Origin of the sequence: Pseudomonas sp. v388 (assembly GCF_003935425.1) — a bacterium.
Classification (GTDB): Bacteria; Pseudomonadota; Gammaproteobacteria; order Pseudomonadales; family Pseudomonadaceae; genus Aquipseudomonas.
The window spans coordinates 532,867-546,005 of record NZ_RHQN01000002.1; the positions used below are offsets into that span (position 1 = coordinate 532,867).

Annotated in this window: 9 protein-coding genes; 8 read left to right on the forward strand and 1 reads right to left on the reverse strand. The window is 62.7% G+C overall.

What is annotated here, in order from left to right; all coding sequences use genetic code 11:
* Positions 1-21: 21 nt before the first annotated feature.
* Positions 22-2,667, reverse strand: coding sequence for a pyruvate dehydrogenase (acetyl-transferring), homodimeric type (gene aceE, locus EGJ27_RS06565; RefSeq protein ID WP_125829922.1), 2,646 nt, complete (start codon positions 2,665-2,667; stop codon positions 22-24).
* Between the two features lie 383 nt (positions 2,668-3,050).
* Here aceE and glnE point away from each other — a divergent pair, with 383 nt between their 5' ends.
* From glnE to EGJ27_RS06610, 8 genes are all read left to right on the forward strand, one after another.
* Positions 3,051-5,996: a bifunctional [glutamate--ammonia ligase]-adenylyl-L-tyrosine phosphorylase/[glutamate--ammonia-ligase] adenylyltransferase gene (gene glnE / locus EGJ27_RS06575; protein ID WP_125829924.1), complete on the forward strand. Its 2,946-nt coding sequence runs from the start codon at positions 3,051-3,053 to the stop codon at positions 5,994-5,996.
* Between the two features lie 154 nt (positions 5,997-6,150).
* Positions 6,151-7,185, forward strand: a complete 1,035-nt coding sequence (gene waaF, locus EGJ27_RS06580) for a lipopolysaccharide heptosyltransferase II (RefSeq protein WP_125829925.1) — start codon at positions 6,151-6,153, stop codon at positions 7,183-7,185.
* A gap of 2 nt (positions 7,186-7,187) precedes the next feature.
* A complete protein-coding gene (gene waaC, locus EGJ27_RS06585; RefSeq protein ID WP_125829926.1) occupies positions 7,188-8,252 on the forward strand; it encodes a lipopolysaccharide heptosyltransferase I in 1,065 nt (354 codons plus the stop codon).
* On the forward strand, positions 8,252-9,373 hold the full coding sequence (locus EGJ27_RS06590; protein ID WP_125829927.1) for a glycosyltransferase family 4 protein: 1,122 nt from the start codon (positions 8,252-8,254) through the stop codon (positions 9,371-9,373). The genes waaC and EGJ27_RS06590 overlap by 1 nt, the downstream gene beginning before the upstream one ends.
* Positions 9,373-10,179 carry a lipopolysaccharide core heptose(I) kinase RfaP gene (rfaP, locus tag EGJ27_RS06595; protein WP_125829928.1) on the forward strand — a complete coding sequence of 269 codons (807 nt, stop codon included), beginning with the start codon at positions 9,373-9,375 and terminating at the stop codon, positions 10,177-10,179. Before EGJ27_RS06590 ends, rfaP begins: the two co-directional genes overlap by 1 nt.
* Complete coding sequence (locus EGJ27_RS06600; protein ID WP_125829929.1) at positions 10,179-10,913, forward strand: lipopolysaccharide kinase InaA family protein; 735 nt, start codon at positions 10,179-10,181, stop codon at positions 10,911-10,913. The genes rfaP and EGJ27_RS06600 overlap by 1 nt, the downstream gene beginning before the upstream one ends.
* Positions 10,910-11,689: a lipopolysaccharide kinase InaA family protein gene (locus EGJ27_RS06605; RefSeq protein WP_125829930.1), complete on the forward strand. Its 780-nt coding sequence runs from the start codon at positions 10,910-10,912 to the stop codon at positions 11,687-11,689. The genes EGJ27_RS06600 and EGJ27_RS06605 overlap by 4 nt, the downstream gene beginning before the upstream one ends.
* Positions 11,689-13,134 (forward strand): lipopolysaccharide kinase InaA family protein, encoded by a 1,446-nt coding sequence (locus EGJ27_RS06610; RefSeq protein WP_125829931.1) that lies wholly within the window; start codon positions 11,689-11,691, stop codon positions 13,132-13,134. Before EGJ27_RS06605 ends, EGJ27_RS06610 begins: the two co-directional genes overlap by 1 nt.
* Positions 13,135-13,139 lie beyond the last annotated feature (5 nt).

A 13,139-nucleotide genomic window follows, 5' to 3' on the forward strand; every position in this document is an offset into this window, starting at 1 on the left:
CAGCGCTCTTGAAGCAGACTCTTAGCAGTCCAGTGGATTGCGTTTTTCAGGATCGATACCGAACCTGGTAATGGCTTCGGCCACGACTTTAGGTTCGATATCGCCACGATCAGCCAAGGCTTCCAGGGCGGCCAGCACCACGAAGTGGCGGTCGACTTCGAAGAAGTGACGCAGCTTCTTGCGGCTGTCGCTACGGCCGAAACCGTCGGTGCCCAGGACTTTGTATTCCTTGGTTGGAACCCACTGACGGATCTGGTCAGCGAACAGTTTCATGTAGTCGGTCGACGCGATCACCGGACCCTTGCGGCCGTTGAGGCATTCTTCCACGTAGGTCAACTGAGGTTTCTGACCTGGGTGCAGGCGGTTGTGACGCTCGACGGCCAGGCCGTCACGGCGCAGTTCGTTGAAGCTGGTCACGCTCCACACGTCGGCACCGATGTTGAACTCGTCACGCAGGATCTTCGCCGCTTCACGAACTTCACGCAGGATGGTGCCCGAGCCCAGCAACTGGACGTGGTGCGCCGCTTCCTTGGTGTCTTCTTCGAGCAGGTACATGCCCTTGATGATGCCTTCTTCCGCACCGGCCGGCATGGCTGGCTGGACGTAGGACTCGTTCATCACGGTCAGGTAGTAGAAGACGTCCTGCTGTTCTTCGAACATCAGGCGCATGCCTTCGCGAATGATGACCGCCAGCTCGTAGCCGTAAGTCGGGTCGAAAGTGCGGCAGTTCGGGATGGTCGAGGCCAGGATGTGGCTGTGACCGTCTTCGTGCTGCAGACCTTCGCCGTTGAGCGTGGTACGCCCGGCAGTGCCACCGATCAGGAAGCCACGGGTGCGGCTGTCGCCAGCGGCCCATGCCAGGTCACCGATGCGCTGGAAACCGAACATCGAGTAGAAGATGTAGAACGGAATCATCGGCTGGTTGTGGCTGCTGTACGACGTACCAGCTGCGATGAAAGACGACATGGCGCCGGCTTCGTTGATGCCTTCCTCGAGGATCTGACCCTTCTTGTCCTCGCGGTAGAACATCACTTGCTCTTTATCGACCGGCTCGTAGAGCTGGCCGACGGAGGAGTAGATGCCCAGCTGGCGGAACATGCCTTCCATACCGAAGGTGCGGGCTTCGTCCGGGATGATCGGCACGATGCGCTGACCGACTTCCTTGTCCTTGACCAGTTGCGCCAGGATGCGCACGAAAGCCATGGTGGTGGAAATCTCGCGGTCGCCGGAACCGTCCAGGATGGCCTTGAGGGTTTCCAGTGGCGGTGTCGGCAGGTTGAAGCTCTTGGCGCGACGCTGCGGCACGAAACCACCCAGTGCGGCACGACGCTCGCTCAGGTAACGGGCTTCGGCGCTGCCTTCTTCAGGCTTGTAGAACGGCAGGGCTTCCAGTTCGGAATCCTTGACCGGAATGTCGAAGCGGTCACGGAAGTGACGCAGGCTGTCGACATCGACCTTCTTGGTGTTGTGCGCGGTGTTCTTGGCTTCGCCGGCGCCGGTGCCATAACCCTTGATGGTCTTGGCCAGGACAACGGTAGGCTGGCCCTTGTGGTTGACCGCCTCGTGGTAGGCCGCATAGACCTTGTACGGGTCGTGGCCGCCACGGTTGAGCTTCCAGATTTCGTCGTCGGACATGTCCGCGACCATCGCCTTGAGCTCAGGGGTGTTGAAGAAGTGCTCGCGGACGAACGCGCCGTCCTTGGCCTTGTAGTTCTGGTACTCGCCGTCGATGACTTCGTCCATGCGGCGCTGCAGGATGCCGTCGACGTCCTTGGCCAGCAACGGGTCCCAGAAACGGCCCCAGATGACCTTGGTGACGTTCCACTGGGCACCACGGAATACGCCTTCCAGTTCCTGGATGATCTTGGCGTTGCCGCGAACCGGGCCGTCGAGACGCTGCAGGTTGCAGTTGACGACGAAGATCAGGTTGTCCAGCTTCTCGCGACCGGCCAGGGCGATGGCGCCCAGGGATTCCGGCTCGTCGGTCTCGCCGTCGCCCAGGAAGCACCAGACTTTCTGCTTGCCTTCCGGGATGAAGCCGCGGTGCTCCAGGTACTTCATGAAGCGTGCCTGGTAGATCGCCTGGATCGGACCCAGACCCATGGAAACGGTCGGGAACTGCCAGAAGTCCTTCATCAGCCACGGGTGTGGATAAGACGACAGGCCAAGGCCGTCGACTTCCTGACGGAAGTTGTTCATCTGGTCTTCGGTGATGCGGCCTTCGAGGAACGCACGGGCGTAGACGCCTGGCGATGCGTGACCCTGGAAGTAGATCAGGTCGCCGCCGTGTTCATCGGTCGGCGCCTGGAAGAAGTAGTTGAAGCCGATGTCATACAGCGTGGCACTGGAGGCGAAGCTGGAAATGTGACCGCCCAGGTCCGGGTCGTTCAGGTTGGTTTTGACAACCATGGCCAAAGCGTTCCAGCGCACCAGCGAGCGAATGCGGCGTTCCATGAACAGGTCGCCAGGCATGCGTGCTTCGTGGGTGACGGGAATCGTGTTGCGGTATGGCGTGGTGATGGCGTACGGCAGCTGCGAACCACTTCTGGTGGCGAGTTCGCCCATACGGGTCATCAGGTAGTGAGCACGGTCTTCGCCTTCTTTGTCGAGAACCGATTCCAGGGCGTCCAGCCATTCCTGGGTTTCGACGGGATCGAGGTCTTGCATGGCTTGCTCCAGGGCGGAAAGGCTTCCAGAATCGGTTGCCTGAGTTTGCGACTGGCCTTGTGGGCAGACGACATAAATTCTTGGATTACCGGAGGTAGGTTCCGGCGGCGTGTAGTTTTACTACAAATCGTTGACCATTTCAGCCTTTCGGATAGCAGGCCCAGTAGTAAAACTACAGAGAAGCGACCAAATCGCTCCTGTCGTGTTGTGAGATAAATCGGTACCGTTGATTCGAATTGAATAGCGTTAGCGGAAAAATTGGCATTGGCTGCTGCTTGTGCGGTTTTTCCGGCAATTAATAACCTTTGTTCGACATTCCTCGGTGTTGCGTGGTTCTTGCGGTCATGGCAGGCAGCCTCAAGTACGCCGAATCAGGATAGACCATGAGCCTTCCTTCGCTGACCGATTTCCCCGACATTCTCCTGCCTGTGGTTACCCGCGCACGGCAGACATTCGAAACTGCCGTTGCCGCGTTATCCGACCAATCCCTGGCGTCTTTCAAGGCCTGGCCCGAGGCGCGCATGCGCGCCTTCGACCGGGTCTGTGCAGCCAGTGATTTCGTCACCGAGCAGGTGTGCCGCGACCCGCACATGCTGCTGGAGCTGGCGCAATCCGGCGCTTTGGAGCGTAGCTTCACGGCGGGTGAGCTGCGCGGTCAAATTGCTGCGGCAGTCGAGGCGGCCGGCAGCGAAGATGAATTGGGGCGTAATCTACGTCGGCAACGCATGCGTCAGCAAGTCCGGATTATCTGGCGCGACCTTAGTCGTACGGCTGACCTGACCGAAACCTGTCGCGATCTGTCGGAGATGGCGGACGCCTCCATCGACCAGGCGTACCAGTGGCTATACCAGCGTCATTGCCAGCAGTTCGGCACGCCGATCGGCAGTCGCAGCGGCGAGCCGCAGCATCTGGTCATCCTGGGCATGGGCAAGCTGGGGGCCGTCGAGCTTAACCTGTCCTCGGACATCGACCTGATCTTCGGCTACCCCGAAGGGGGCGAAACCACCGGTGTGAAGCGCCCGCTCGATAATCAGGAATTCTTCATCCGCCTGGGCCAGCGCCTGATCAAGGCGCTGGACCCGGTGACGGTCGACGGTTTCGTGTTTCGCGTCGACATGCGCCTGCGTCCTTACGGCTCGTCCGGAGCGCTGGTGCTGAGCTTCAACGCGCTGGAGCAGTATTACCAGGATCAGGGCCGCGACTGGGAACGCTACGCGATGATCAAGGCGCGAGTGGTCGGTGGCGACCATGCGGCGGGTGAGCAGTTGCTGGATATGCTGCGTCCTTTCGTCTATCGCCGTTACCTGGACTTTTCGGCCATCGAAGCGCTGCGCACCATGAAGCAGCTGATTCAGCAGGAAGTGCGCCGCAAGGGCATGGCCGAGAACATCAAGCTGGGCGCCGGCGGCATACGCGAAGTGGAATTCATTGCCCAGGCGTTCCAGTTGATTCACGGCGGTCGCGACCTGAGCCTGCAGCAGCGGCCGTTGTTCAAAGTGCTCAAGACCTTGGAAGGGCAAGGTTACCTGCCGGCCGCCGTAACCGATGAACTGCGCGAAGGCTACGAATTTCTGCGTTACACCGAACACGCCATCCAGGCCATCGCCGACCGCCAGACCCAGATGCTGCCGGACAACCAGCTGGATCAGGCGCGCATCGCCTTTATGCTGGGCTTTGCCGACTGGACGAGCTTCCATGAGCGGCTGATGCACTGGCGGGATCGGGTGTCGTGGCATTTTCGACAGGTGATTGCCGATCCGGATGACGAGCAGGACGACGGCGGCGAGGTTGTAGTCGGAGGGGAGTGGCTGCCGTTGTGGGAAGAATCCCAGGATGAAGACGCCGCGTGCCGTCAATTATTGCAGGCCGGTTTCGCGGATGCCGACAAGGCGCTCAAGCACCTGGCCAACCTGCGCGGCAGCCCGCAATTACGCTCCATGCAGCGGCTGGGTCGCGAGCGCCTGGATGCTTTCATTCCCAGGCTGCTGGCGCAGGCGGTCGAGCATGACAATCCTGATCTGGTGCTGGAGCGGGTCCTGCCGCTGGTGGAAGCCGTGGCACGGCGTTCGGCCTATCTGGTGCTGCTCACGGAAAACCCCGATGCCTTGCGGCGTTTGCTGACCCTGTGCGCCGCCAGCCCGTGGATCGCCGAGCAGATTGCGCGTTTCCCGTTGCTGCTGGACGAATTGCTCAATGAGGGCCGGCTGTTCAACCCGCCGCTGGCGCCGGAACTGGCCGCCGAATTGCGCGAGCGGCTGGTGCGTATTCCCGAGGACGACCTGGAGCAACAGATGGAGGCCCTGCGGCACTTCAAGCTGGCCCACCGTTTGCGGGTCGCGGCCTCCGAAATCACCGGCAGCCTGCCATTGATGAAAGTCAGCGATTACCTGACCTGGCTGGCCGAGGCCATTCTCGAACAGGTGCTGGCGCTGGCCTGGCGCCACACCGTCGCGCGGCACGGCATACCGACCCGCCCCGATGGCAGCTTGTGCGACCCCAGCTTCATCATCGTGGGTTACGGCAAGGTCGGCGGTATCGAACTGGGCCATGGCTCGGACCTGGACCTGGTGTTCATCCACGACGGCGATCCCCAGGCCGAGACCGACGGCGCCAAGCCCATCGACGGCGCGCAGTTTTTCACCCGCCTGGGACAACGCATCATCCATCTGCTGACCACCCAGACCAATTCCGGCCAGCTCTATGAAGTCGACATGCGCCTGCGGCCTTCCGGCGCGTCCGGGTTGCTGGTCAGTTCCCTGGGCGCGTTCGACCGCTATCAGGAAAACCAGGCCTGGACCTGGGAACATCAGGCGCTGGTCCGTGCGCGGGTGCTGGTCGGCAGTCGCGACGTGGGCGCCGCGTTCGAGCAAGTCAGGGCCAGGGTGCTGGGGCGCGAGCGCAACCTGGACAAGTTGCGCGCCGAGGTCAGCGAGATGCGCGCCAAGATGCGTGACAATCTCGGGACGCGGGTGACGGCAGCCGGCACGGCGCCCAATGCCTTCGAAGCGACAGTGCCATTCGACCTCAAGCAAGACGCCGGTGGTATCGTCGATATCGAATTTATGGTGCAATACGCGGCCCTGGCGTGGTCCAGAGAGCATCCCGCACTGGTGCGGTACACCGACAATATCCGGATTCTCGAAGGTCTGGAGCAAGCCGGTCTGCTGCCCGACGCCGACGCCAGCCTGTTGCGCGAAGCCTACAAGGCATACCGCGCGGCGGCTCACCGACAGGCACTGCAGAAAGACGCAGGCGTGGTCGGCGGCGACCAGTTTCAGGCCGAGCGGCGTGAAGTGATGCGGATCTGGACGCAGATGGGGTTGAGCTGATGCCATGAAGACTGAGCGTTCGGCCTCGTGCGTGACGCCGCCGGTTGTACCATCGGGCATCGCGCACGCTATATAAAGCTATGACAGGGAGGCGGCGGGTTGTGTGGGAATGTCACGCAGTCTGACCGGCCTCCCTGGTCGTTTTGGAAGAAGCATGAGAATTCTGATCGTTGGGCCTAGCTGGGTCGGTGACATGGTAATGGCGCAGACGCTGTTCCAGTGCCTGAAGCAGCGCCATCCTGAGTGCGAAATCGATGTGCTGGCCCCCGAGTGGAGCCGCCCGATTCTGGAGCGCATGCCCGAGGTGCGCGCAGCCTTGAGCTTTCCACTCGGCCACGGCGCCCTTGAGCTGGCGACCCGCCGGCGCATCGGCAAGAGCCTGGCCGGCCAGTACGACCAGGCGATCCCGTTGCCCAATTCCCTCAAGTCGGCCCTGGTGCCGTTCTTCGCGGGCATCCCGAAGCGTACCGGCTGGCGTGGCGAATTCCGCTATGGCCTGCTCAATGACGTGCGCACCCTCGACAAAGAACGCTACCCGCTGATGATCGAGCGCTTCATGGCGCTGGCCTACGACAAGGGCGCCGAGCTGCCGCGTCCGTACCCCAAACCGAGCCTGCGCATCGACGCTGCGACCCGTGAAATCGCGCTTGCCAGGTTCGGCCTGACCCTGGACCGCCCGGTGCTGGCGCTGTGTCCGGGTGCCGAGTTCGGCGAGTCCAAGCGCTGGCCGGCCGAGCATTACGCGCAAGTGGCCGACGCCCGGATTCGCGAAGGCTGGCAGGTGTGGCTATTCGGCTCGAAGAAGGACCATCCGGTCGGTGAAACCATTCGTGAAAACCTGATTCCCGGCCTGCGTGAAGAGTCCGTCAACCTGAGCGGCGAAACCTCCCTGGCCGAAGCCATCGACCTGATGTCCTGCGCTGACGCCGTGGTGTCCAACGATTCGGGCCTGATGCACGTGGCCGCCGCGCTGAATCGCCCGCTGGTTGCCGTCTACGGTTCGACCTCGCCAGGCTTCACGCCGCCGTTGGCCGATGAGGTCGAAGTGGTGCGCCTGGGTATCGAATGCAGCCCGTGCTTCGACCGCACCTGCCGCTTCGGCCATTACAACTGCCTGCGCCTGCTGGAGCCGGACGCCGTGATCCAGGCGCTGGGTCGCATGAGTGGCACCCCGGTCGAGGTGGTCTGAACTTGCGGGTATTGCTGATCAAGACCTCGTCTCTGGGCGACGTCATTCACGCGCTCCCCGCGCTGACCGACGCCGCACGCGCCGTGCCCGGCATCCGCTTCGACTGGGTGGTGGAAGAAGGCTTCGCCGAGATTCCGACCTGGCATCCGGCCGTCGACAAGGTGATCCCGGTGGCGATTCGCCGCTGGCGCAAGAACCTGTGGCAGACCTTCAAGTCCGGCGAGTGGAAGCGCTTCAAACAGAGCCTGCGCCAATCGCGCTACGACCTGGTGATCGACGCCCAAGGGCTGTTCAAAAGCGCCTGGCTCACCCGTTACGCCGGTGCGCCGGTGGCCGGGCTGGATCGCAACTCGGCCCGCGAGCCGTTGGCCAGCCGCTTTTATGACCGGCCGCTTTCCGTGGCCCGCGGGCAGCACGCGGTGGAGCGCTTGCGCCAATTGTTTGCCCAGGCCCTCGGCTATGAACTGCCCAGCGGTCTTGGCCAGTACGGCCTCAACCCGCTGACTGAGCCGGATGGCGCGACCACGGCGCCGTTCGTGCTGTTCCTGCACGGCACCACCTGGGACACCAAGCACTGGCCCGAGCTGTACTGGCGCCAGTTGGCCGAATTGATGGGCCGACGCGGCCTGCAAGTGCGCTTGCCTTGGGGCAATCCGTCGGAAAAGGCCCGTGCCGAGCGTATCGCTGAAGGTCTGGATCACGCGCAGGTGTTGCCCAAGCTGAATCTGGCAGGCGTGGCGCAAGTGCTGTCCAGCGCCCGGGCCTGCGTGGCGGTGGATACCGGCATCGGTCATCTGGCGGCCGCGCTGGATGTGCCGACCATTTCCCTGTTCGGCCCGACCAATCCGGGCCTGACCGGCGCCTATGGTCAGTCGCAGGTGCATCTGGCCAGCGACTACCCGAGCTGCGCGCCTTGCTTGCAAAAGAAATGCACCTACCAGCCCACCGCTGAAGACCAGCGGCGGTTCGATCTGAAGCGCGAGTGGCCCTTGTGCTTCACCCCCTTGAATCCCGAGCGAGTAGCGAGCCAGTTGGGCGCGCTGTTGCTGGCAAAGGAAACCGTCTGATGCAACTGGCATTCGTACTGTACAAATACTTCCCGTTCGGCGGCCTGCAACGGGATTTCATGCGCATTGCGCTGGAGTGCCAGCAGCGCGGGCATCAGATCCGCGTCTACACCCTGATCTGGGAAGGCGAGGTGCCGCCCGGCTTTGAAGTGCTGGTCGCGCCGGTCAAGGCGTTCTTCAATCATCGGCGCAATGAAAAACTCCTGGCCTGGATGCAGGCAGACCTGGCCAGACGTCCTGTGGATCGCCTGATTGGCTTCAACAAGATGCCTGGCCTGGACGTGTACTACGCCGCCGATGGCTGCTTCGAGGACAAGGCGCAGAACCTGCGCGGCTCGCTGTACCGTCAATGGGGCCGCTACCGTCATTTTGCCGAGTACGAGCGAGCGGTGTTCGCCGAGGACGCAAAAACCCAGGTGCTGATGATCTCCGAGGTCCAGCAGCCGTTGTTCATCAAGCACTACAACACGCCGCTGGAACGCTTCCATCTGCTGCCGCCGGGCATTTCCCAGGACCGCCGCGCCCCTGCGGACGCGCCTCAGGTGCGCGCCGAGTTCCGCAAGGAGTTCGGCCTGGCCGACGACGACCTGTTGCTGGTGCAGATCGGCTCAGGCTTCAAGACCAAGGGTGTGGATCGCAGCCTCAAGGCGTTGGCCGCATTGCCCGCCGAACTCAAGAAACGCACCCGGCTGTTTGTAATCGGCCAGGACGACCCCAAGGTATTCCAACTGCAAAGCTCTGCGTTGGGCCTGGGCGATCAAGTGACCTTCATGAAAGGCCGCAGCGATATTCCGCGCTTTCTGCTGGGTGCCGACCTGTTGATCCACCCGGCCTACAACGAGAACACCGGCACCGTGCTGCTCGAAGCCCTGGTGGCCGGGCTGCCGGTGCTGGTCAGTGCGGTCTGCGGGTACGCTCACTACATCGCCGAGGCCGATTGCGGTCGGGTGCTGGACGAGCCGTTCGAGCAGGCGCAGCTCAATCGTTTCCTGGCAGAGATGCTGGCGGACGATGCGGCGCGGCAGGCCTGGAGTCGCAACGGGCTGGCCTACGCAGAAACTGCAGACCTCTACAGCATGCCGCAGCACGCGGCGGATGTGATTCTGGCGGAGCATTATTGATGAAACTGTTCCTGGCTGAACCGTTCAAGAGCCTGTGGGCCGGGCGCGATGCCTTTGCCGAGGTCGAAGCGCTGGACGGTAAGGTCTACCGCGAACTTGAAGGGCGTCGCACCTTGCGCACTGAAGTCGAGGGGCGCGGCTATTTCGTGAAGATCCACCGTGGCATCGGCTGGGGTGAAATCGCCAAGAATCTCGCCACCGCCAAGCTGCCGGTATTGGGCGCCGGGATGGAATGGCAGGCCGTTGCACGCCTGCACGAAGTCGGCGTGCCGACCATGACCGCGGTAGCCTACGGCGAGCGCGGCAGCAATCCGGCGGCGCAGCATTCGTTCATCGTCACTGAAGAACTGGCGCCGACCGAAAGCCTGGAAGACTACAGCCGCCACTGGCTGGCCGAGCCGCCGCCGCCGCGCCTGAAACGCGCGCTGATCGCCGAAGTGGCCCGGCTGGTGGGCATGATGCACCGCGCCGGCGTCAACCATCGCGATTGCTACATCTGCCACTTCCTGCTGCACACCGACAAGCCGGTAAGCGCCGACGATTTCCGTCTGTCGGTGATCGACCTGCATCGCGCCCAGACGCGCAAGGTGCTGCCTGCCCGCTGGCGTAACAAGGATCTGGGAGCCCTTTATTATTCCGCCCTCGAGATCGGTCTGACGCGCCGCGACAAGCTGCGCTTTCTCAAAGGCTATTTCCTCAAGCCACTGCGACAGATTCTGGCCGAAGAAGCCGCATTGCTGGTCTGGCTGGAGCGCAAGGCCGAGAAGCTGTACCAGCGCAAGCTGCGCTACGGAGGCGCGCTCTGATGGCGGGCTGGATTCTGGAGCCCGAATACGCCTTTCTTGAGGAAGAGTTCGGCAGCCTGGATGCAGTGTTCGCTCTGCAAGGCGAGCATCTGACCCGCGACCCGCTCTCGGAAGTGATTCGCGTGGAACGCGGCGGGGTCAATTATTACGTCAAGCGCTACAGCGGCGCCGGCAAGGGCTTGCGTCGTTACGTCGGCAAGCCGCGGGTAAAGTCCGAGTGGCAGAACCTCAAGCGTTTCGCCAAATGGGGCATCCCGACCGCCGATGTGGTGGCCTGGGGTTTGGAGCGCAATGGTGCCGCTTACGACCGTGGCGCGCTGATCACCCGCGAGTTGCCCAATACCGAAGACCTGTCCGCCGTGGCCAAGCGCAACGATCCGCGTCTGAGCGACCGGGCCTGGGTCGACGGGATCAGTCGCCAGCTGGCCGCCTGCACCCGGGCCATGCATGACCGGCACTTCACCCACAACGATCTGAAGTGGCGCAACCTGCTGGTCGACGATCAGGACCGGCTGTTCTTCATCGACTGCCCCAATGGCGCGTTCTGGTGGAGCTTCATGCTGCGCTACCGGATCACCAAGGACCTCGCCTGTCTGGACAAGGTCGCCAAGTACCACCTGTCCGCCACTCAGCGCCTGCGTTTCTACCTGCAATATCGTCAGCGAGCGCGCCTCAATGCCTCCGACAAAAAGCGTATCCGGCATGTCATCAGTTTTTTCGAGGGGCGCGAATGAGCGTTTTTATCGCCAGTGCCGACCAGTCGTTGCTCGAACGCCATGGTCTGACCGATTTCCAGGCGCTGTGGGACGTGCAGCTCGACGCGGTGGATGAACCCAATACCGGCCGGGGCGGCTGGAGCAGCGTGTTCCGCCTGGACCTCGACGGCCAGGGGTTCTACCTCAAGCGCCAGAGCAATTACCTGACTCATACCCTGCACCACCCGCTGGGTGAGCCTTCGTTTTCCCGGGAATTTCGCAATATCAGCCGCTACCAGAAGCTGGGTATCCCGGCCTTGCAGGCAGCGTTCTACGCAGAGCGTCGGGTCAACGGCGAGCGCCGGGCGATCCTGATGACGCGTGCGCTGGATGGCTGGACTGACCTGGACGCGATCCTGAGCGGCTGGTTCGACCTGGCTGAGCCGGTGCGCGCGGCTATTCTCAAGGCGTGTGGCGAGCTGGCGCGTACCCTGCACGGCGCAGGTCAGGTGCATGGCTGCTTTTATCCCAAGCACATCTTCCTGCAGGCGCAAGGCGACGTTTATCAGGCCCAGCTGATCGACCTGGAGAAGACTCGCCCGGTGTTGTTCGGCCGGCGTGACCTGATCAAGGATCTGGAGCCTTTGCTGCGCCGCGCGCCGATGTGGGGTGAAGCCGAACGACGCGAACTCCTGGCCGCGTATCTGCATGCCGCGACCGACAGTGCCCAGGTCGATGCCTGGAATGCACGACTCGGTCAGCGCGAGCAGCACAAGCGCGACCCTCGATACCGTGACCAGAAAGAGAACCGCTGATGCGTTTGTCTGAACTCAACAACGCCGGACGTACTCCCCAACTGCCTATGACCCTGGCGCTGGCCGATGCGGCAGGCCCGGCCGAACTGCAATTACTGTCCCTGCTGCGCGTGTTGCCGGGCCAGCGCTATGTGGGCGCGGGCGTCTGGCGCGGCCGGCCGGTGCTGGCGAAACTGCTGGTCGGCAGCAAGGCTGCCCGGCATTTTCAGCGTGAACGTTCCGGCGTACGCCTGCTGGCCGAACAAGGCATGACCACGCCGCGGTTGCTGGCCGACGGCTTGCAGGAAGGCGAGGGCGGCTGGTTGCTGTTCGAGTGGCTGGAAGATGCGCCAAGCCTGGGCGATGCCTGGTCCAGGGTCGAGCATCTGCCGCCGTTGGCCGATGAGCAGCAAGCGGTGCTGGGCGAAGCGTTGTCCGCCATCGCTCAACTGCACACCAAAGGGCTGTGGCAGGAAGACCTGCACCTGGACAACCTGCTGCGTCACGATGGCCGGCTGTATCTGATTGATGGCGCGGGCATTTGCGTCGAGCAGGCCGGGCAGCCGCTGTCCCGCCAGAAAGTCCTGGAAAACCTCGGTATGTTCTTTGCGCAATTGCCCAGGGCATTCGAACCGTTCACCGAAGAACTGCTGGTGCATTACCTGCTCAGCAATGCCGAGCATGGTTTGCCGATGGAAGCCCTGCAAAAGCAGATCGACAAGGTGCGCAGCTGGCGCCTGAAGGATTTACTGAGCAAGACAGGCCGTGACTGCACGCTGTTCAGCGTCACCGATACCGCCTCGTTGTTCCAGGCCATTCGCCGGGAAGAAGAGGCGGCGCTGTTGCCGGTGCTGGAACAGGCCGATGCGCTGCTCGAGCGCGGCCATCTGTACAAGGCCGGTAACTCCGCCAGCGTTGCGCGGGTCGAGGTCGGTGGTCGTGCGGTGGTGATCAAACGCTACAACATCAAGGATTTCAGTCACTGGCTCAAGCGTTTCTGGCGCCCGAGCCGGGCCGTGCACTCGTGGCGCGAAGGCAATCGGCTGATGTTTCTGGGTATCGCCACGCCCAAGCCGCTGGCCGTGCGCGAGCCGCGTTTCCTCGGTCTGCGCAGCAAGGCGTATCTGGTTACCGAGGCGCTGGACGGGCCGAACATCATCGAGCGCTTTGCGCCGTTCGTGGAATCGGGCGATGTGCCGGAGCGTGATCTGAATGCACTGGACCTGTTGTTCTCGCAGCTGATCGCCGAGCGCATCAGCCATGGCGACTTCAAAGGTACGAACATCTATTGGCAGGACGAGCGTTGGGTGTTGATCGATCTGGATGCCGTGCAACAGCACGGCACCCAGAGTGCGTTTGCGCCGGCCTTTGCCCGCGACCGGGCGCGTTTCCTGCGCAACTGGCCGCAAGGCAGCGCGCTGCACCAGTTGCTGGAGCAGCGCTTGCCCAAGGGCGAGACGGCCTGAGGCCG

What these genes read in the sequence shown, in the direction of transcription:
- EGJ27_RS06600 (WP_125829929.1), top strand. Translation starts at nt 10,179, where the DNA reads ATGGCGGGCTGGATTCTGGAGCCCGAATACGCCTTTCTTGAGGAAGAG.
- EGJ27_RS06610 (WP_125829931.1), top strand. Translation starts at nt 11,689, where the DNA reads ATGCGTTTGTCTGAACTCAACAACGCCGGACGTACTCCCCAACTGCCT.
- EGJ27_RS06605 (WP_125829930.1), top strand. Translation starts at nt 10,910, where the DNA reads ATGAGCGTTTTTATCGCCAGTGCCGACCAGTCGTTGCTCGAACGCCAT.
- EGJ27_RS06590 (WP_125829927.1), top strand. Translation starts at nt 8,252, where the DNA reads ATGCAACTGGCATTCGTACTGTACAAATACTTCCCGTTCGGCGGCCTG.
- glnE (WP_125829924.1), top strand. Translation starts at nt 3,051, where the DNA reads ATGAGCCTTCCTTCGCTGACCGATTTCCCCGACATTCTCCTGCCTGTG.
- rfaP (WP_125829928.1), top strand. Translation starts at nt 9,373, where the DNA reads ATGAAACTGTTCCTGGCTGAACCGTTCAAGAGCCTGTGGGCCGGGCGC.
- aceE (WP_125829922.1), bottom strand. Translation starts at nt 2,667, where the DNA reads ATGCAAGACCTCGATCCCGTCGAAACCCAGGAATGGCTGGACGCCCTG.
- waaF (WP_125829925.1), top strand. Translation starts at nt 6,151, where the DNA reads ATGAGAATTCTGATCGTTGGGCCTAGCTGGGTCGGTGACATGGTAATG.